Genomic DNA, 19072 nt, shown 5'->3' with positions numbered 1-19072 from the left:
CCCTATCGCCCCCCTGCGCTAGACTTACTACTTGTTGTTCTCACATACCCCTTCCGTTTATGAAAAGACAACGATCTATATTTTTCCGCCAGCTCATTCAGCTTCTGCTTGGACAGCTGACCTGCATTCATATGGAGGCCTTTATTGCGAGCTTTTTGGATCTTCATCCCTCCACGATCCTTCGAATACAGGTAATTCCCATAAGTTTCGAATTCTGAGAAAGCAAATTGCTTAGTGCGGTTCATACTGTGTATAATCGCCGAATACCAAGGCTTCTGATGCTTTGCTTCAATTTCTCTTTTCATTTGAGTCAATTGACTGCGTTCAAACAGCATATAATGCGTCACAAAAGAGGAAGCAGATGCGGCCTTCTTACCCATTAGCTTCTTATAGGTTGTAAAGTACTGAGGCTGACTCCAATTGCGGCTGTAAAAAATCGTCTTTCCCTTCTCACGGAACCGATGAGGCGCGATTAAGACCGTATCTGCATCGATGACTAAAAAATAGTCAGCCGTACACAGCTTGTCACCATTCAGCTTCAACAATTGCTGGAACAACCAACCAGAACGTTCCCATGTGCGCGAACGGTAATGAATATCTTTTTTCGTAATCGGGAGGACCGTATTCTCATCAACAAAGGTGCAGCCCTTTTTACGGCAGAAATCCAGTATTCGTGTCTTTTTTGGAGCAACAATCAGAATTCGACCTATCGGATGCTTAACATGTGTTCGGACAGCGTCAATAACATAGGGGAGTGTAGCCAAATCTTTCTCGATAGCCGGAATCAGTACATCTATGGTAACGGCATGTCTTATACGGACCTTATTGGGCGAGGGCATACGGTCATCTCCATATCATGATTTTGCTTTAGGATATGAGGAGGATAAGGAAAGGGAATGGGCTTCACTGTAAACTTAAAAGGGGGACAAGGGGGCGATTTATACCGTACATTTCGCCCACCGAGCCCCACTTACACAACCAAACTTCATCTTACGCCCACACTATATCCAACATTTTTTCTGTGCAGTAAAAACGCTGGGATGGTATATTGTAGATTGGCTAAATTTGCAGCCTATTTAAACGGCACATTTTAAGATGAACTCAACCATTCTCCAACTAGTTTTGTTGAGCTCACTCTATACAGAAATATATGAAGGTGAATCTATTGAATAAGCTCTTATTTCATAATATTCCGCTGGGAGCAACCGGCGAACGCATCCCGCAAGCAGCAATAGCTTCAGCGCAGACTAGCAAGGAGCTTGTGAAGCGGGAGGAGGGAGACTCCGCTTATTTCCGTAGGCTGGAGGAAGGCGGTATCCTGCTCAACCGCCCGCAGATTGCCGCGGTGCGGCATCATAAAGGACCGCTGCTGACACTAGCCGGCGCAGGCTCCGGCAAAACCTCGGTTCTGATTTGCAGAACCGGTTATTTGTTGTCCGTGCGCGGCGTCTCGCCGAGTCAGCTGCTATTGCTGACTTTCTCTAGCAAAGCCGCGGCAGAAATGCGCGAACGGATTGCGCTGCTGCCGGGAGTAAGCACAGCGGACGTCGCACGGTTGCAGGCCCGTACGTTCCATTCTTTTTTCTTGTTTTTCTTGCGCAGACAGGGGTTGCAGCAAGAGATTTTCAGCGAAACACGGCGCCAGCACATCCTATTGAAGCAGATTATGCGTGAGCTCGGACTACCGAAGGATGCTTATCCACCGGAAACCCTACTCTCGCTGCTCTCTTCCTGCAAAATGAACATGGGCACGGTAGAAGATTTGCCAGAAGGCACCACCGCCGAAAAAGAAATGAAATCCATTCTAGAAATATACGAGCAATGGAAACTAGACAATTTCAAAATTGACTTTGATGATGTCCTCTTAATCGCTTATCGAATGCTGAAGGAGCGTCCGGCGCTTTTGCAGGAATTGCAGATGAGATATTTGTATGTAATGGTCGATGAGTTCCAAGATACCAACGCCTTGCAGTATGAACTTGTCAAAATGGTCGCTCACCCACAGCATAATCTAATGGTGGTTGGTGACGATGACCAAACGATTTATTCCTTCAACGGGGCGCGCAGTGAGTTCATTTTGGAGTTCGAGAAGCTCTATCCGGGAGCAAGGGTTATTACGCTCGATATTAATTACCGCTCAGGCCCAGCTATTGTTGGACTTGGCAACGGCATTATCAAGCACAATACACGTCGGCGTTCCAAAACCCTGCAAGCCGCAAAAGGCAGCGGGAGTCAGCCACGGTATATGCGTCCGCAAACTGCAGATGAAGAAGCCGAGCAGATGGTCGAGCATATTTTAAACGAGGTTTCGAGCGGCAAAAGAGAATATAGAGACTTCGCGATGTTGTACCGGGCGTCGAGCAGCAATCGGGCTGTTCTCGAACTGCTCCTTTTACGCGATATTCCCTATATCGACTATGGAGAAGGCCAATTATTGTACGAGCACTGGCTGATCTCTCCGGTAGTGGATCATTTGCGACTCTCCGTGAATCGGCGGAATTTTGCAGCGATGGAGAATATCCTGCCTACACTATATATGAATCGTGAAAAAGGCATGAATCACATCCGCCAGATGGAGGCTAGACAGCCCAAGCAAGGACCGTTAATCCATCTGTTGTCTATGCCTGGCATGGAAGACTTCAAGGGGGCTAAGCTAAGAGATCGGCTAGACCTAATACGGAATATTCGTGAACTGACCCCAATACAAGCGATCCGCCAGATTCGTACCCAATTCTACGATTATTTCATCGAAGCGAATGAACGGCATCAAGCGACCTTGCATCGAGAGACGTTAAAAGAAATGCTAGATGAGCTAGAATCCTCGGCGGCGCGTTTCGACAGCATCCCTGCCTTTCTTGATTTCATAGATAATGTTACGGAGCGTAACGAGCATAATCGTCAACCTGGCACAAAAGAGCAAGGCAACCGAATTGCATTAATGACCATTCATAAATCTAAGGGGCTAGAGTTTCCTGTAGTCTTTTTAATTGGAGCGTCTGAGGGAATCCTTCCGCACAGCTCTGCACTGGAGGGTGATCGGCTAAAAGACCGCAAGCTTGCGGCTGCAAGCAGCGGAGCTTCAAGTCTAGCGGCGCTAGAGGAGGAACGGAGACTGGCGTATGTGGCTGTTACGAGAGCCCGAGAGGAGCTATTTATCAGCTCACCTGCACAGCATCGGGGTAAAAAAGCGGAGGTCTCCCGCTTCATGTTATCCGCCTTCCGTTCAGCGGTTTCTTCCACAGCAGCGACTACGGTGAGCAGAACAGTGACAACAAGATCTTTGCCGATCAGTCGAACAACCACAACAAAAACAAAAACCCATGTCGTTCCGGTATGGAAATGCACGGGCAGCAGCTGTCCTGGTTGGACACGCATGAAAGCTGGCGGAGCGGAGGACCATCTAACCTCGAAGCCCTGCCCTCTATGCAGCTCACCTATGTCAAAGGATCAGCGAGAAGTTCCCGTATGATTTACACGCAAAAAAGCAAGTTTCCTCTTCCCTGGAAACTTGCTTTTTTTAATATATATTTAGGCTGTAGTTACTACCGCTTCTTCAACTTCATCATGTACAGTCTTAATCTGAATCATCACTGCATTCGGATCGGTCAGCACTTCAATTCCATCTTGGAAAATCAGGTCAGAAACTAGCAGCTGATCGCCAATATCAAGTTTACTAATATCTACTTCCATGGAAGTAGGCAAAACGCCCGGCATACAACGAACTTCTACTTCATACAATTCCACTTGCAGTACACCACCGGATTTTACGCCGATTGCTTCACCCGCAAAATGAATCGTAACTTTACTATCCATATTTACAGACATGTTCACATGCTGGAAATCGATATGCAATATTTTGCCCGACAGCGAATTCTTTTGAATATGCTGAACAATGATCGGCATTGATACATCGTTAGATGTCTTTGCTTGCAGAATAGCTCGTGGATTCTTTCTCAAAATGTCCAACAGCTCTTTTTCATTCACTTCTACATTCAGAGTATCTTTACCCACTCCATACAATACAGCCGGGATACGTCCCTGTTCTCTCGCTAATTTCTTTTGGGACTTTGTTTCGCCAGTACGCTTGTTTAATTGAATAAGTTTACTCATTTTTTATTTCCTGCTCTCTTTGACCATAAATTCTTGTCACTTTTCAGTATAACATGACCATAGAATCTAGTCAATTTAAGCTACTAACCTCATACTCGCAAAAAGGATCAGGGATATCTATCTGATAAGCCTCAGCGTCACTGACACCAACAGATAATACAGCACGCCCGTTGCCTAAACGAATCAATCCACCGCTGAAAATAACATCGCTAAGCTCCGGTCTTTTGCCAGGGCCGATTGGAAAATCACTTCTGGCCGCAATGATCTTTATAGGCGTGGTTTCAAACGTTTCCGGGTTGATCGAAAAAACCATTGAATAATAATGTTTATTATCCATTGTATCAAAACAGGCTATATGCCCAAGAACCCCCACATGACCATTACTTAATAAATGGGCTTCATTCGCGCCGCCCCACTCCTCAGAAATAAACTGATCTTGAAGCACCTCGGCATCAATAAAAGTCTGCTCATTAAGCTCTTCGAGCGAATGGATGATTGTAAATCCAATTTGCCCCCTCCCGCCCCTGGCACCCTGTGGTCTAGTAAAAATGCCTATCCTGCCATCCGCAAGTTCTATTAGACGAATATCTTTCATCGTGCCAGGACCTGAGGAGAAGTGACATAACGAATCTATCGCAAATCCACGGTAAAATTGAGTGATCCAGGAGACAATCCTTGCAGGATCATCCGCAGCCGTAAGGAGCTCAACCCCACCAACAATTAATTCTCCTTTAATGAGGGCATAACATGGATCTTGCAGATTATAGGTATGTGTATGTACCCTGGGACTCCAAACCTCATTCTCGCATGTAAAAAAGAAGACTTGAGAGAACTCACTATCCCGTTCCTCAACTCTTCCCAAGAGTACATCCTCCCCGTTATATTGAAACGGAGCTGTTATATTATATACATCGCGATTTCCAACTCCAGAGAATGCTAACTTCTTCACCTTTGCTACACGCAAATCGGCATAAAATGTATCCAATAGCTGGTTACAGGTTTCCGGCTTGATCGTTCTCCTTGTCATGGCCGTCCTCCTTAAGATCCATCGCTTCCTCTATCGTACAATCACTTTCTTCATTATCTTCGATTCCAATGAGCTCCCCAGGCTGGACATTAAAGTATAAACATAACTTCAAGAGCAAATCCCTGGGATACTGTACCATCTCATTCTTATACATACGGCGAACCGAATCAAAGTGATAATTAATATCTTTAGCAAGCTTTCGTATAGATAGTTTCGGATCATGGTTCTCCATGACCACACTTAATTTACTGCGTATGACCGGCATACATTCACCTCCAACATCAATATATATGCAGAATGAAGGAGAGTCAATAAATTGACAAGAAAAAATGGTCATGTTATAGTTTGTGCAGGAAATAATTTAAATAACTTGCATTATTTGAAAATAAAATACCCTTTCCCTATAGAAAATAAAGTCCTCTTTATTTTCTTTTTTTATCTCCAAAAATTGCAAAACCATAGGGAGGCTCTTTGAATGTTAAATACAAACAGCAATTATAATATCGCTTTTCTGGGCACCAGTCTGCCCCGCGAATGCGGGATCGCCACCTTCACACAGGACTTATTAGATCAATTCGTACACCTTAAAGGCTTCAACACCCCCCGTATTATCGCCATCAATAACAACAACGAAACATATTCCTATGAAAAACAAGTCTTGAGAGAAATCGAGCAGCACAAGCTGTCAGATTATATAGATACGGCTGATTTTCTTAACTACTCAGATGTCGATCTACTAGTCATCCAGCATGAATTCGGTATATATGGCGGAGAAAGCGGAGAATATTTACTCCCCTTCGTAGAGAAACTCAAAATCCCTTATGTCGTTATTTTTCACACGGTATTAACCGAGCCTACTGCCAAGCAGCGGCTTATTATCAATCGGCTTGCGGAGTTAAGTGTTAACGTCGTAACTATGGCTCAATCCACCGTTAAAGATCTAATTTCAATCTACGGGGTCGATGCCGCCAAAATCGCATTCATTCACCATGGCGTGCCTTATGTTCAGACCGAATCGAGAGTACAGCTTAAAGAACGTTATGGATTTGCGGATCGCAAAATATTATCCACCTTTGGTTTTCTCAGCCCGGGTAAAGGCATTGAATATAGCATAGAAGCTATGCACGGAGTAGTCAGACAACATCCGGACGCTCTTTATATCATCTGGGGAAAAACACATCCTGTAGTCAAACTAGAAACTGGCGAGGTCTACAGACAAAAATTGATGGATCTTGTGGAACATCTCGATTTAGAACGTAATGTTCTCTTCGTCGACAAGCTGCTGACGCAGGAAGAGGTCATTCAATCTCTTGTCATGTCAGACATTTATATGACTCCTTATCTAGGTAAGGATCAAGCTGTCAGTGGAACTTTAGCCTACGGAGTAGGTTATGGAAGGGTCATTATTTCAACTCCTTATCGGTATGCCGAGGAAATGTTAGCTGAAGGTAGGGGGTTGCTAGCCAAATTCCGCGATTCCGCTTCTCTGGAAGCTCGTATTCTACAATTACTCAATGACCCTACAATGGTAAAAGAAATGGAACACCGCACACTGGAGCTTGGAAAAACGATGCTTTGGAGTGAAGTTGCCAAAACTTATGCGGCCCTATTCCAGAAACAGATTATGATCTCCAGACTTACTAATAGGAGTGTGATTTGATGGACATTTCCACGCTCCAAAAGTTCAAGCCCGATTATATGCACAGCATAACGGATGATACAGGGATTTTTCAGCATACCAAATTTGGAGTCCCTGATCGTGCGAAGGGTTATACAACGGATGACAACGCACGGGCGCTAATCGCCGCGATCTTACTCTATAACAGCACTAAAGATGCAGCCTCACTCGAACTAATTCACACTTATCTCGCCTTTATTCATCACGCGCAGAATGCAGAAGGAAACTTCCGGAACTTTATGGATTATAACCGTAACTTTTTAGAGGAGAGCGGTTCTGAGGATTGTCAGGGACGTACGATATGGGCGCTCGGATTCGCCCTCTCTCATTCAGCCACATTGCCTGATAATTTACTAAATACTTGCCGTTATTTAATCAATCAGGCATTGCCCCATATCGATAGGCTCGGTTCCCCACGTGCCGAAGCCTATGCCATCATCGGATTAAGTTATCTTGTGGAGACGCCTAACGCCCTCACTTATTCCTTTCCGTATCCTCATCCACCCAACACAGCGGAAGAGGCGGCTTTCCTACCCAGAGCATTCATTACTGATCTAATAGAGAATATGGCGGTACGACTGCATAATCAATATACCCTCAATAAAGGAAACGGTTGGAATTGGTTCGAAGACAGCCTTACCTATGGAAACTCCATGCTGCCATGGGCACTCCTAAAAGCATACGGAATTTCAGGTAACGTCAGCTTAAAGCACACCGCAAAGGATAGTCTAGAATTTCTAGCCTCTCGAACCTTTACTAAAGAAGGATATTATAAACCAATTGGAAGTCATGGATGGATGGCACGGGAGGGAGAGGCTGCTCCTTATGACGAACAGCCCATAGAAGCCTGTGAAATGCTGCTTGCTTGTAAAGAAGCAGCAATAGTACTCCATGATCCCGCCTATCTGAAGCAAGCCTCATTATGCTACCAATGGTATTTAGGTCATAACTCATTAAAAACACCCTTAATTGATCCTCAAACCGGGGCCTGCTATGACGGTATCCATAGTTCAGGCTTGAATCTTAATCAAGGTTCGGAAAGTATCATCTCCTTCTCGATTGCCCATTTGGTGATGCATCATGAATAAATACGCTACGATCCTGGCAGGCGGGGGCGGAACACGTTTCTGGCCCCTGTCCAGACAAGAAATCCCGAAGCAGCTGCTGAACATTAGCGGAAATGACATTATGCTAAACGATACGATCGAACGCTTCAAAGGGATTATTCCTCAGGAGAATACAGTTATTGTTACGAATCGTACTCAAGCAGTTCTGTTAGAAAGTATTATGCATAGTAGCGTGCTGAAAGCTAATATTCTAATTGAACCCGTGGCGCGAAATACAGCCGCGAGTATTCTTTTTGCAGCATTATCTATAGAGAAGTCTCATGGTAATTCTTTAATGGTTGTCCTTCCTTCCGATCACTATATAACGGATGAGGAACAATTCCGTCTTACATTGGACGAAGCCTGTACGGTTGCTATGGAGTCAGACAAAATCGTAACAATCGGAATCAAACCTACCTTCCCATCTACCGGGTACGGTTATATTGCCTTTGATAAGATGCCGATTGCGACAAGTCCGGTAGCTGTGTATGATGTGGATGAATTTGTAGAGAAACCAAATTTTCAGAATGCACAGAGTTATCTGGCATCCGGAAATTATCTATGGAATAGTGGAATATTTATTTGGCAGACCTCTGTCATTATTGATAATTTTAAACGTTATCTTCCTCGACTCTATAAAACCATGCTGCCCATCAGTGATTGTTTGGGTACAGATCAGGAACAAGAAGTTATTAATGCCATATACCCAACACTTCAGAATATTTCGATTGATTACGGCATTTTAGAGCGCTCTGATGAAGTTGTAGTACTTTCTGGGCAATTTGGCTGGAATGATATCGGCAGCTGGGATGCACTAGGGTCGATCTTCCCTCCGGATGATTCGGGCAACATTATAAAAGCCAATCATGTGGGAATAGATACGCATAATTCAATCATCTATGGAAACGGCAGACTTATCACGACCATTGGTGTAGACGGGTTCATCATTGCTGATACTGGGGATGCACTATTAATCTGTCCCAAGAACAAAGCACAATCTGTCAAAGATATCGTTGAGCTTCTAAAGGAACAAGGAATGACAGAATATATCTAGAAAAAACAAAAAGACGGACCATTGCAGTACATGAATGGTCCGTTTTTCATCTAATTATATAAGTTGAACGATTGGTAAATGTTTTTTAAGCGCCAAGCTTAAGTCCACGCCCACAAAAATCCATCGCGATCCCACGCGATTTTGCCGCCGTGCAGCTTCCGGAAAGCTTTCTTTACTTCCTTGGACAGTGAGGCATTGCCATTCTCATTCACAAATACAAATTGTTCTCCAAAATTCTCTTTTACATATTCAATCGCCGCGGTCTGATACAAGGTACCCGTAAACCGAATTTCCTTAACCATCCATTCCGCTACATCTTGTGCTGTTACTTCCATATGGATGTGCCTCCTTTCATGTACTTCATGCTAAAATGTGCCCTCATTATAACATGAATACAGCCCGACCGGACAAACGTCCGAATCGGGCTGTATTCAAGTCATTTTACATCATTGTGGATATATATGGTTGGATGGATAACGAGTCTTCTGCCCTCCACTTACCATCAACACAATCCCTGTAATCAAGTGTAATACCCATCCCACTATTGGAATCCAAGCCAATAAAGAAGTTACAATTCCGAGCACTGAACCATAGATAGATTCGTTGTTCTTTAAAGATAAAATCAAAGTAATTAGATGAAGAATAAACATAAATCCCAATGCGGAGTACCAAGTGCCAATCACAATAGCAGCACCTAAGATTGGAATTGCCAAAATAATTTCAAACGAGCCTGTAATCCATTTCATAGCTTTAGAAGCGCTCAGAAGACAACCTCCTAATAGGTAAAATATACTATTTATTATACAAAAACCCAGCTTTCCCGTATATGATTTTTATCAGCTTTATTATTTATTTTTCATCCTAAAATCACAGGTTCATCCACTTCATGATGTGGTTGCTTCTGTACAAAAGGAGGTAATCCCTCCTTGCTCATTGCAGCCGAAGGTGCAAGCCCCAAGCAATGGCACATTAGCGGAGCTAGCCGTAACTGGGGAATTGCTTGATCCTCTTTTTCTAGTGGTAATACATCTACTCCGAACGTATATAACGGCACATCCCGCTCGGAAGAGGTTACCCCTCCATGGTACCCATTTGCGTTCATTCCATGATCTGCCGTAATCAGAATCTTATACCCCTGCTCCATCCAAATAGGCAAAACAGTGGCTAGCAGTCCATCGGCGTTACGAACTGAAAGCTCATATTCCTTGCTCTCACCGCCATAACGATGTCCGGCGTCATCTATATTCATGGAGTGAATGTATAGAAAATGCGGATCATAAGCACTCCGTAAGTACACAGCGTCGGCAAACACATGACTGTCAGGATAGTGATCCTCGAAATAAAAGCTGCCATGCTGAATTGGCTTCATCACATTATGCTGATGGCGATCTGCCAGCGGGTCAAAGGGGGCTGAATTATAAAGCTCACTGACCCAATGATAGGCGACAGCAGCAGTTCGCAAATTAGCGTCTACTGCCAAATGAAATACACTCTCTTCATGGCTTGGTCTCACAATATGGTTGGCCGTAATTCCATTTTTGGACACGGGTGTACCCGTCAAGAGTACTTCATAAAGCGGGCGCGACAGACTGGGTAACTCCGACTGTACTCGATAACAAGATACGGATCCCTGCTCCACAAGATGCTCCATATACCCCATGTATTTGCGAGCTGCATCATATCTAAGTCCATCCAAGACAACCACAATGAGTTTATTGGTCATTTCCGTCAATCTACTCACGCTCCTTCTCGCTCTAAATGTAAAAGCTCGGAAGGGTTCAGCGCTAATGTGACTTTCTCCCCTTCTCCAACCCGCAACCAGCGTCCATCATTTAAAAGATCAACCGTTAAGCGGATTCCTTCAGCCTCAACCGTACATCGAATGATATTGCCTAGCACAGATACCGACTTAATCACTCCATTCACCAGTTGTGCTCCGGTAGCAGCCTCCTGTTGACCCGCTCCCTCATGCAGTAACGTTACGGCTTCAGGGCGAATGGCAAAGCTGTCCATACCACTATCTATTCCCTGGAACAGCGCCATCACCTCTGGCCTAGTCAATACGTTATAACTGCCCATGAACCGAGCGACGAACTCTGTGCGCGGCGCGGTGTACAGTCCTTCCGGTGTTCCATCTTGGACGATGCGTCCACCGTTCATAATGCAGATGCGGTCGGATAGAATCAGCGCTTCTTCCTGATCATGAGTAACGAATAAGGTCGTCATGTTAAAGCGCTTCTGAATATCACGAATTTCAGCACGTAGATTCTTACGGATCTTGGCATCGAGTGCACTCAGGGGTTCATCCAGCAGTAATACTTTGGGCTGCACGGCTAGAGAACGAGCCAGCGCTACCCGCTGCTGCTGTCCACCGGAGAGTGACTGCGGATAGACATCCCGCTTCTCCTCTAGATCGACTAAAGCTAGCAATTCCTCGCAGCGGCTACGTCGGGCGGCTTTAGATAAACCACGCATCTTCATTCCATACTCGATATTTTGGCTCACTGTCAGATTAGGGAACAGAGCATAAGACTGGAACACCATCCCCACCTCGCGTTTACGGGGCGGCAGATTTGCCAGATCTTTATTCTCTAAAAGAATTCTGCCACCATCCAGCTCCGAAAGGCCAGCTATGCAGCGAAGTAACGTGCTTTTTCCACAACCGGAGGGGCCCAATAGCGTCACAAGCTCCCCTTCACGAATCTCCAAATCTATATTGTCTAGCACACAGGTATCACCGAACATTTTGCGTATACCCTGCAGCTTCAGATAATCGTTCATCCCTTAACGCCTCCTCCCATCTTTTTGCCAAGCTTCATTAGTACCATCGAAAGGACAAGAATAAACAGAAAATACGAGATAGCAATCGCACTGGCTAAATGTCCGCTTTCGCCCATTCTTTGATATAGATACACCTGAATCGTCTGAATATGCCCGCCAACTAGCATGTTTGTAAGGACAAATTCGCCGAACAGAACGGAGAATGATAATAAGGCAGAGACGATAACGCCAGGCCAGATATTTGGCAAAATCACATTCACAAAAGCCGTTCTACGGCGGGCACCCAGCAATTCCGCAGCATGCAGCAGTTCTACGGCGTTAACGGTCAACAGACTATTGCGAATGCCCTGATACATATAGGGAAGAATGACCACAAAATAAGCCCCCACCAATAAATAAGCTGTTCCAGCGATATTAAAAGGACCAGAGGAATAGGTACGAATAAGCCCCACCGCAGCCACTACACCGGGCACCGCGTAAGGCAGAACAACAATCACTTTCATAAAGCTTTCCCAGCGAGGAAAATAAATGGTGATCACAAAAACAGCTGGCAGCATCACGGTCAGACTCAGCACAACGCTGATCAGGCATAAATACAGCGAGGTCCAAAGCGCCTCCAAAAAACGAATATCCTTAAACATTTCTCCGAACCAATTCAGTGTCCAAGCTTGAGGCAATAAGGTATTCTGCCAGTCCTGAGCGAAGGCATATATACCGGTTGCTAACAGTGGAAGTAATAAATACACCATGAGCATTAGCATGAAAGTGCGTGGAGCGAAGCCTGCTTTACGTATATTCATTGCCCCACCTCCTCACTAGCTGCCGTCCACAAGCGCCGAGAAGATTTGGTTTTTACATCCGGTTTACTGAGCGCTTTAGCTCCAAATCTCTCCGTACGCCGAACCATCAGATGATTCAAATAGACGGCCAAAATCGTAGTCAGACCCAGCAAAACAGCAAGCGTACTCCCCATTTCTGGCTGAGTAACCACATCTCCAGCAACCAGTGAACCGATACGTACCGCCAGCAGATTATAATTCCCGCCAACCAAAGCATATGCCGTGGCATAAGCACCCATCGCATTAGCAAACAGTATCCCCAGTGTGCCGAAGATTGCCGGAGTTAGAATTGGCAGCCCAATCGTCTTCCAGAACTGCCATGGCCCTGCCCCCAGCAAGGACGCCGCTTCTCTCCACTGCTCACGAATGCCGTAAAAGGATGGATACAAGAGCAGTAAGGCTAATGGAACCTGAAAATAGACATACACCAGAATCAGACCAGACCAGCTATATAAATCAAAATCGGTAAAAACACTCCAGCCCCACTGTTTGAATAGGAGCGTAAATACCCCGTTATTTCCGAGCAAAATAATATATGCAAAAGCCAGCGGAACTCCTGCGAAGTTAGAGGTCATATTAGACAGCATTAAGAGTCTGTCTCTTACTCTCGGAGTGAACCAAGTAATACAATATGCACAAAAAAGTCCGACAATGATCCCTATCAGACTTGAGGTTAAAGAGATCAGCAAGCTGTTCTTGATTGCCTGCATGTAATAGGCACTTTGCAGTGCATGCAGATAATTGCCTAGCGTAAGCCCAGTTCCATCTGCCTTTTGGAAACTTCCCGTCAGCATGGACAATACAGGTACCAGCTGAAATGCCAACACCATCAGTGCAAACGGAATGAGTGCCAGGATCACACCGCGGCTTTTCTGTTTCAACTTCCTCACTCCTTGTCGCGGGAATAGAACAAGGGCGCCTTACGGCATCGTAACGAAGGCGCCCTGTTTCTTTTTTTTGGGGAAGAACAATTCTAGTTCAAATGCACAAGTACACGTTCCTGCCATAACTGTGGAATGGTCTTCGCTGTTTCTTCCCATACCTTGTAATCGCCAACAGGCTTAGCGTTAACATACTCCTCTTTTGGCAGTAGTTTAGCCGCAACATCATCCGGCAATGTTACACTGTCACGGATCGGACGAGCGTACCCTTTGGCAAGATTAATCTGACCTTCATCACTAAGGATGTATTGACGTGTCAGCTTCGCAGCGTTAGGATGCGGCGCATATTTGTTGATGATCGTTGCATAACCGCTCACAACACTGCCTTCCTTCGGAATGGCTACCGCGAAGCCAACTTTGTTGATCTGGTCTCTATAGTTCAAAGCGTTGAAATCCCACAGCAGGGTAACTTCTACTTCCCCTTTTTCAATGTTGGCAAGAGAAGCTTCTGCATTGGAGAGACGTCCTTTTTTAGCTAAATCCTCGAAAAAAGCAATCCCCGGCTCAATGTTCGACTCATCGCCACCAAAAGCAATCGCTGCGGCCAATACAGCCATCTGCGCTTGAGCAGCTTTGGTTACATCACCAACGATGATTTTGTAATTTCCGTTCTTCAGATCTTCCCAGCTCTTCGGCGGATTAGCCACAAGCTTGGTGTTTGTCAGAAACGAAATCGTCCCTTGATAGCCGACAATCCAATTTCCGTCCTTATCCTTAGCCCAATTAGGGATCTCATCCCAGTAGGGCGTTTTATAAGGTTGTGTTACTCCTTTATCCACGGCAACCGATCCAAAAGCGATCCCTACATCTCCGATGTCAGCCGTTGGCTTATCTTTTTCCGCATCAAACTTGGCAATTTCCTCCGCGCTCGACATATCCGTATCTGAATGTGTAAGACCATACTTACTACTCATATCACTCCATGTATCTTTCCAATTCGCCCAGGAATCCGGCATTCCCACACTGATAACACTGCCCTCTTCTTTAGCTTTACTCTCGATCTCGGTCAGACTTAATTCTTTGGTGCCAGCATTTCCATTCGTTGTTTCCTCAGCCTTAGCCGAATTTCCACAAGCAGCAAGCAACAGGACGAGCAAGGATAACATTAGACCCATCGACAATTGATTTTTGATCCCTTTTTTCATGATTTCCCCTTCACTCCTATTTCTTATTTGCGGGCTTCTCTATGCTCCAACTGTTAGGCACCCAATTGCAGTATAGGCGTGTACTATTTTCGCGGCATTAAGGAGGATTGGAATATTTGTAAATAAAAAGTAAGACATACCAAGTATAAATGCATTGGGCGACCTTATAAGGTCGCCCAATGCATTTATGCGAGAAATATAAAACATAAAGTATAGGTGCTAAACTAATACTTTCTTATATTTCAAAAAACCACCTGATTCACTCAGGCGGTTCCAGTGTTTATATCAAAGCCATACTACCTTCTACGCGCCGCCACACTAACCACGCCGTATCTATAGAGCACTTTCTTACCGAACCAGCCAAATAGACGATCTGTAAAGAAGCCCATAAAGCCAAGGCAGAATAAACCGACAAAGATCCAATCTGTACGGAAAAATAACCGAGAATTCCAGATCAGATAACCTACACCTTCGTTTGAAGCAATCATTTCCGCACCGATAATCGCCATATACGAGGTTCCCATCGCTAACCGGATGCCTGTAAAAATATACGGTATCGTCGCCGGAACGATCACATGAATCAGGATTTGCCACTCACTAGCGCCCATACTGCGGGCTGAGCGGATTTTATCCTCCTCCACAGACATCACACCAGTCAAGGTATTCAGCACCACAATAAAAAAGGTAGCGTACATAATCAACGCAATCTTCGACTGCTCCCCAATGCCAAACCACACTAGAAACAATGTAATGAACGCAATCGGCGGGATAAAACGAATAAAGTTCAGAAAAGGCTCTGCAAAGATACGAATCACATTCACCTTTCCAATTACCAGTCCTACGGGAATCGCTATTAAACTGCCCAGTACCCAGCCAATGAGCACCCGGTAAAAGCTAATCCCGATATATTGCATCAAAGTTCCGTCTTCCAGCAGTTCCCGTCCACCCTTAAGCGTACTCCAGGGTCCAGGGATCACATCAGGGCCGTAGATCACTGCCCCAAGCTGCCAGATGCAGAATGCGGTAATCCATAGTATGGATACGGAAACCCATTTCTTTTCCACCCATTTCATCATCTGTCCCACCCTATCCTATTCTTCGAAATGGCTCTGAATTTGGTTGTATAGCGAGTAAAATTCCGGTGAGGCTATGTCCCGTGGATAAGGCAGCGTGTTGTCATAAATGTCCGTGATATTAGAGGAGGGTCCTACAGACATAATTCCGATCCGTTCCCCCAGCAGCAAGGCTTCCTGAATATCATGGGTTACAAAAATCACCGTCTTATGCGTCTGTTGCCAGATGTTGACCAGCTCCTTCTGCATCGTCCTCCGGGTCATCGCATCAAGTGCGCCAAAGGGTTCATCCATCAGCAGGATCGCTGGATCATTGGCGAGCACCCGTGCCAGCTGAACGCGCTGCTTCATGCCTCCTGATAGCTCCTTCGGGAACTTTTCCTCATGCCCGTTCAGACCTACAAGCCCGATGAACCTATCTGATATCGTACGCCGTTCAGCCTTTGCGATTTTCTTCATTCGCAGTCCAAACTCCACATTCTCTCGAACCGTTAGCCAAGGGAATAAAGAAGAATCTGCTTGCTGAAACACAACAGCCCGATCTCTGCCAGGCTTATTCACCTCTTCGTTATCCACCCGAAGATTACCGCCAGATTTGGAAACAAATCCGGCGATCATATTCAGCAGCGTCGACTTTCCGCAGCCACTTGGACCGAGTAGAACGAAGAACTCTCCGCCTTTGATTATGAGATCCACATCTTTAATAATATAATGAACGTCTCCGGCGGCTGGCTCACTGTAGCTCTTGCGAAGCTGCTCAATATGAATGGTGTGCTGCTTAGCAGGTAATGACATGCTGAACCCTCCTATTTCTTATACGTGACTTTTTCCGGCAAAGCTTTGGTCAGCGGTTCAAGATTCAGCTTACTGTCCAAGTCGAAATCCTTCTCGATAATTCCGTTTTGTACCATATAATTTTTCTGCTTCGTCAGACTATCATAGGCCTCCTGCGTGAAGCCGAGATCCCACGGACTATTTGGCAAATCCTTTAGCGTGGATTCCTTCGGCTGCTTCACTTCTTTGAACATCAGGTCAGCAACCTCATCCGGATGTTCTTGGGCGTAGGTTCCTGCCTCATCCACCGCAGCGAGAAAATTCGCTGCTCCCTGTGGATGGTTAGTTGCAAAATCATTGCCTGTCACGATCCCCATACCTAATCGCACCGTGGTCTTGGACATATCCGTCAGCTCATGTACACCCTTCAAGGCAGTAAGCTTATCGTTAAGCGCGGAGCCACTGAACCATGCTGCGTCCACATCCCCTTGCTTCAATGCGATATAGGCCTCATCAAAAGCCCCCTGACCTATCAATTTCACATCACTGAGAACGATATTATGCTCTTTTAAATATTCGTCCCAAAGGTACGGCAGGAAGGTTCCGCGCATAAAGCTTAGCTTTTTCCCCGACAAATCCTCCGCCTTCTGGATATCATCTCTTACGAACAGCTTCCATTCCGCAGCCGCTGCATCTGTTGCCAGCCCCGCCGAGGCGATGATGGAGTAATCACCTTTTGCCACAGCATTCAATAAGGGAAAATCGGCACCAAAGGCAACATCAACCTGTTTAATAAAAAGTGCATTTACGCCCTCGGCTGGCGTCCCGAAGTTGACCAATTCAGCATCTATCCCGTGTTTGGCAAAGATACCTTTATCTAACGCCACACGAAAGGTTGGATTCGTATTGATGTCAGCAATTTTAATCTTCAATGTCTCTTCTTTGCCGCTCGCCACTCCATCTTTAGAGGGCGAAGCATCACCTTTGGAGCTGCAGCCTGATAAAAGGAGAACAACGGATAAGGATAAGAGCAGAAGGCTTGAGCTGATCCATGACTTTTTCACAACGACATCCCCCTCAAATTTGTTCATTGGCTTTGCGGCTACTACCTTCATCTGTCGTCGCCACACAAGCAGCTCCCTCAACAAACGGCAGGGTGGTTGCCACGTTCACTACGGAATCCGATCCTTTAGGTGCAGCCCCAGGCACTCTGAACTGCGTTACATCTATCGGCTCAATTGCTTGTTCTTCCGGCTTCTCCAGCTGAGGTACCCACGCATAAGGCACACGATAGGAACGGTAAACCATATTCGTATTTCTGGAATCAATAAATGGTGAGATATACTCCCAGACCAATTCATGTTCTGCCGTAACCTCGAAAAGTCTACCGTTAGATCCTTCTGTAATTAAGGTGTTGCCATTCGGTAATCGCTGAGCTGAGCTAATATAAGGACTATAGAATTTATAAGAATCCGTCGGAACGGAGAAGCCTGCTTCTGCCGCGGTATACTGCCATTCAATTTCGAGTGTCACGGGATTAATCTCTAGAATTCTCGAGTGGTCACGGAGTGCATTTTTTTGCCCAAAGGGTGAAGATGGATTTGGAAGACCGTAACCACCCCAACCTCCATTATCAAATACGAGTAAGTTTCCTTCTCCCGGCAGACCCTTCGGAATGATGTGCGCGTGATGCTGGCCAATGATCCAGTCGATATGCTTCAATTCTGGCAGTGAGTAGTCTGGACCGATTCTCCACACGATGGCCCCGGTACGCTTATCTGTAATTGCGATAATATTCGCTTCCCGTGCATCCCAGATCACGTTATCTGGATGGAAACGCTCATCGCCTGCATCGTAAAACTTATTAGGTCCTACATACGAAGCTGAATTGATATGCAGCCAGTCACCCACACCGCCCCCCAGATTTCCGAAGGAACGTGAGTTAGGATCACGGAATAGGACGTTTTTGGCCGCTTCATCAAAGCCTAGCTCTGCAAAATGTTCATTCGGGGCCCACTCCCAAACGATATTTCCTTCCCAATCAACCTCGATAATCGTGTCATCCAGCAGCTGCTTGTCGGAGATTTGGTGGTTGTAGATATTTTTGTGAGCGAGGATTAAGGTGTTTCCACCGTCTACCTTTGGCTCTAGCCCTGGCGCAAAATAACCCACCGGATTGCCTTCCCGCTGATAGTCATGATGCTGGCGGGCATACCAAAGCGGTTCATAACCCGGATCTTCTATATGTTCATAGCTGTTATATTTCCATACAATATTACCGTCCCAATCAACCTGCACCAGATCTACATTATCCTGAATGCCAAATTTGGGATCTCTTCTTCCTGTGCTGCCTAGTACATAACCACCAGGGAAGATTTTAGCGGGAAACCCGAGCAGCCCTTTCCACAGATGTACTTCTTTACCGTTCATATCAATCAGTACAACACCTTCTTCACCCGCTTGAAATACGGTATAGCCACTCCATGCTTTGCTCGGGTTATATACAGTTGCTCCAGTTGGATATATGGTTGAATGTCCCATCGT

19 protein-coding genes are annotated in these 19072 nt (G+C 45.6%); 4 read left to right on the top strand and 15 right to left on the bottom strand.

The features are described 5' to 3' along the window. Nucleotides 1-2 precede the first annotated feature (2 nt). Complete coding sequence (locus QNH28_RS01560; protein WP_283909880.1) at nt 3-839, bottom strand: DUF6492 family protein; 837 nt, start codon at nt 837-839, stop codon at nt 3-5. A 317-nt stretch (nt 840-1156) separates the two neighbouring features. On the opposite strand from QNH28_RS01560, the gene QNH28_RS01555 reads away from it, so the two are divergent. Beyond that, nucleotides 1157-3469, top strand: a complete 2313-nt coding sequence (locus tag QNH28_RS01555) for a UvrD-helicase domain-containing protein (RefSeq protein ID WP_481858373.1) — start codon at nt 1157-1159, stop codon at nt 3467-3469. A 59-nt stretch (nt 3470-3528) separates the two neighbouring features. Here the strand turns inward: QNH28_RS01555 and QNH28_RS01550 are convergent, their stop codons facing one another. The 3 genes from QNH28_RS01550 to QNH28_RS01540 form a co-directional block, all read right to left on the bottom strand. Then, nucleotides 3529-4110 carry a 50S ribosomal protein L25 gene (locus QNH28_RS01550; RefSeq protein ID WP_283909878.1) on the bottom strand — a complete coding sequence of 194 codons (582 nt, stop codon included), beginning with the start codon at nt 4108-4110 and terminating at the stop codon, nt 3529-3531. 70 nt (nt 4111-4180) lie between these two features. After that, complete coding sequence (locus tag QNH28_RS01545) at nt 4181-5137, bottom strand: DUF1861 family protein (RefSeq protein ID WP_283909877.1); 957 nt, start codon at nt 5135-5137, stop codon at nt 4181-4183. After that, nucleotides 5103-5402 carry a helix-turn-helix domain-containing protein gene (locus tag QNH28_RS01540; RefSeq protein ID WP_283909876.1) on the bottom strand — a complete coding sequence of 100 codons (300 nt, stop codon included), beginning with the start codon at nt 5400-5402 and terminating at the stop codon, nt 5103-5105. Before QNH28_RS01540 ends, QNH28_RS01545 begins: the two co-directional genes overlap by 35 nt. A gap of 210 nt (nt 5403-5612) precedes the next feature. Between QNH28_RS01540 and QNH28_RS01535 the strand changes: the two genes are divergently transcribed. The 3 genes from QNH28_RS01535 to QNH28_RS01525 are packed head-to-tail and all read left to right on the top strand — an operon-like array spanning nt 5613 to nt 8975. Beyond that, nucleotides 5613-6797, top strand: coding sequence for a glycosyltransferase family 4 protein (locus tag QNH28_RS01535; RefSeq protein WP_283909875.1), 1185 nt, complete (start codon nt 5613-5615; stop codon nt 6795-6797). Continuing rightward, entirely contained in the window at nt 6797-7903 is a 1107-nt protein-coding gene (locus QNH28_RS01530; protein ID WP_283909874.1) for a glycosyltransferase, read from the top strand. The genes QNH28_RS01535 and QNH28_RS01530 overlap by 1 nt, the downstream gene beginning before the upstream one ends. Next, nucleotides 7896-8975, top strand: a complete 1080-nt coding sequence (locus tag QNH28_RS01525; protein ID WP_283909873.1) for a mannose-1-phosphate guanylyltransferase — start codon at nt 7896-7898, stop codon at nt 8973-8975. The genes QNH28_RS01530 and QNH28_RS01525 overlap by 8 nt, the downstream gene beginning before the upstream one ends. 98 nt (nt 8976-9073) lie before the next feature. Here QNH28_RS01525 and QNH28_RS01520 read toward each other — a convergent pair whose 3' ends face one another. The 11 genes from QNH28_RS01520 to QNH28_RS01470 form a co-directional block, all read right to left on the bottom strand. Beyond that, the gene (locus QNH28_RS01520) at nt 9074-9310 is read right to left on the bottom strand and encodes a DUF6953 family protein (protein ID WP_042123499.1); all 237 of its coding nucleotides are present in this window, start codon (nt 9308-9310) and stop codon (nt 9074-9076) included. Nucleotides 9311-9421: 111 nt separating this feature from the next. After that, complete coding sequence (locus QNH28_RS01515) at nt 9422-9721, bottom strand: hypothetical protein (RefSeq protein WP_481858346.1); 300 nt, start codon at nt 9719-9721, stop codon at nt 9422-9424. A gap of 110 nt (nt 9722-9831) precedes the next feature. Beyond that, a complete protein-coding gene (locus QNH28_RS01510) occupies nt 9832-10698 on the bottom strand; it encodes an alkaline phosphatase family protein (RefSeq protein WP_283912012.1) in 867 nt (288 codons plus the stop codon). Between the two features lie 14 nt (nt 10699-10712). After that, nucleotides 10713-11756, bottom strand: a complete 1044-nt coding sequence (locus QNH28_RS01505; protein WP_283909872.1) for an ABC transporter ATP-binding protein — start codon at nt 11754-11756, stop codon at nt 10713-10715. Beyond that, complete coding sequence (locus QNH28_RS01500; protein WP_283909871.1) at nt 11753-12556, bottom strand: ABC transporter permease; 804 nt, start codon at nt 12554-12556, stop codon at nt 11753-11755. The genes QNH28_RS01505 and QNH28_RS01500 overlap by 4 nt, the downstream gene beginning before the upstream one ends. After that, nucleotides 12553-13476, bottom strand: coding sequence for an ABC transporter permease (locus tag QNH28_RS01495; protein WP_283909870.1), 924 nt, complete (start codon nt 13474-13476; stop codon nt 12553-12555). The genes QNH28_RS01500 and QNH28_RS01495 overlap by 4 nt, the downstream gene beginning before the upstream one ends. Before the next feature lie 92 nt (nt 13477-13568). Beyond that, the gene (locus tag QNH28_RS01490; RefSeq protein WP_283909869.1) at nt 13569-14681 is read right to left on the bottom strand and encodes an ABC transporter substrate-binding protein; all 1113 of its coding nucleotides are present in this window, start codon (nt 14679-14681) and stop codon (nt 13569-13571) included. Between the two features lie 296 nt (nt 14682-14977). Then, nucleotides 14978-15754 (bottom strand): ABC transporter permease, encoded by a 777-nt coding sequence (locus tag QNH28_RS01485; protein ID WP_283912011.1) that lies wholly within the window; start codon nt 15752-15754, stop codon nt 14978-14980. Between the two features lie 18 nt (nt 15755-15772). Beyond that, nucleotides 15773-16549 carry an ABC transporter ATP-binding protein gene (locus QNH28_RS01480; RefSeq protein ID WP_283909868.1) on the bottom strand — a complete coding sequence of 259 codons (777 nt, stop codon included), beginning with the start codon at nt 16547-16549 and terminating at the stop codon, nt 15773-15775. Nucleotides 16550-16560: 11 nt separating this feature from the next. Next, complete coding sequence (locus QNH28_RS01475) at nt 16561-17592, bottom strand: ABC transporter substrate-binding protein (protein ID WP_283909867.1); 1032 nt, start codon at nt 17590-17592, stop codon at nt 16561-16563. A gap of 13 nt (nt 17593-17605) precedes the next feature. Next, entirely contained in the window at nt 17606-19069 is a 1464-nt protein-coding gene (locus QNH28_RS01470) for an aryl-sulfate sulfotransferase (RefSeq protein ID WP_283909866.1), read from the bottom strand. Between the last annotated feature and the right edge of the window lie 3 nt (nt 19070-19072).

The organism is Paenibacillus sp. G2S3, assembly GCF_030123105.1.
In the GTDB taxonomy this organism is placed as follows: Bacteria; Bacillota; Bacilli; order Paenibacillales; family Paenibacillaceae; genus Paenibacillus_AQ.
This window is presented reverse-complemented; position numbering and strand designations above follow the sequence as displayed.

What these genes read in the sequence shown, in the direction of transcription:
- QNH28_RS01545 (WP_283909877.1), bottom strand. Translation starts at nt 5,137, where the DNA reads ATGACAAGGAGAACGATCAAGCCGGAAACCTGTAACCAGCTATTGGAT.
- QNH28_RS01485 (WP_283912011.1), bottom strand. Translation starts at nt 15,754, where the DNA reads ATGAAATGGGTGGAAAAGAAATGGGTTTCCGTATCCATACTATGGATT.
- QNH28_RS01540 (WP_283909876.1), bottom strand. Translation starts at nt 5,402, where the DNA reads ATGCCGGTCATACGCAGTAAATTAAGTGTGGTCATGGAGAACCATGAT.
- QNH28_RS01525 (WP_283909873.1), top strand. Translation starts at nt 7,896, where the DNA reads ATGAATAAATACGCTACGATCCTGGCAGGCGGGGGCGGAACACGTTTC.
- QNH28_RS01520 (WP_042123499.1), bottom strand. Translation starts at nt 9,310, where the DNA reads ATGGAAGTAACAGCACAAGATGTAGCGGAATGGATGGTTAAGGAAATT.
- QNH28_RS01530 (WP_283909874.1), top strand. Translation starts at nt 6,797, where the DNA reads ATGGACATTTCCACGCTCCAAAAGTTCAAGCCCGATTATATGCACAGC.
- QNH28_RS01500 (WP_283909871.1), bottom strand. Translation starts at nt 12,556, where the DNA reads ATGAATATACGTAAAGCAGGCTTCGCTCCACGCACTTTCATGCTAATG.
- QNH28_RS01490 (WP_283909869.1), bottom strand. Translation starts at nt 14,681, where the DNA reads ATGAAAAAAGGGATCAAAAATCAATTGTCGATGGGTCTAATGTTATCC.
- QNH28_RS01560 (WP_283909880.1), bottom strand. Translation starts at nt 839, where the DNA reads ATGCCCTCGCCCAATAAGGTCCGTATAAGACATGCCGTTACCATAGAT.
- QNH28_RS01505 (WP_283909872.1), bottom strand. Translation starts at nt 11,756, where the DNA reads ATGAACGATTATCTGAAGCTGCAGGGTATACGCAAAATGTTCGGTGAT.
- QNH28_RS01510 (WP_283912012.1), bottom strand. Translation starts at nt 10,698, where the DNA reads ATGACCAATAAACTCATTGTGGTTGTCTTGGATGGACTTAGATATGAT.
- QNH28_RS01550 (WP_283909878.1), bottom strand. Translation starts at nt 4,110, where the DNA reads ATGAGTAAACTTATTCAATTAAACAAGCGTACTGGCGAAACAAAGTCC.
- QNH28_RS01515 (WP_481858346.1), bottom strand. Translation starts at nt 9,721, where the DNA reads ATGAAATGGATTACAGGCTCGTTTGAAATTATTTTGGCAATTCCAATC.
- QNH28_RS01535 (WP_283909875.1), top strand. Translation starts at nt 5,613, where the DNA reads ATGTTAAATACAAACAGCAATTATAATATCGCTTTTCTGGGCACCAGT.
- QNH28_RS01470 (WP_283909866.1), bottom strand. Translation starts at nt 19,069, where the DNA reads ATGGGACATTCAACCATATATCCAACTGGAGCAACTGTATATAACCCG.
- QNH28_RS01480 (WP_283909868.1), bottom strand. Translation starts at nt 16,549, where the DNA reads ATGTCATTACCTGCTAAGCAGCACACCATTCATATTGAGCAGCTTCGC.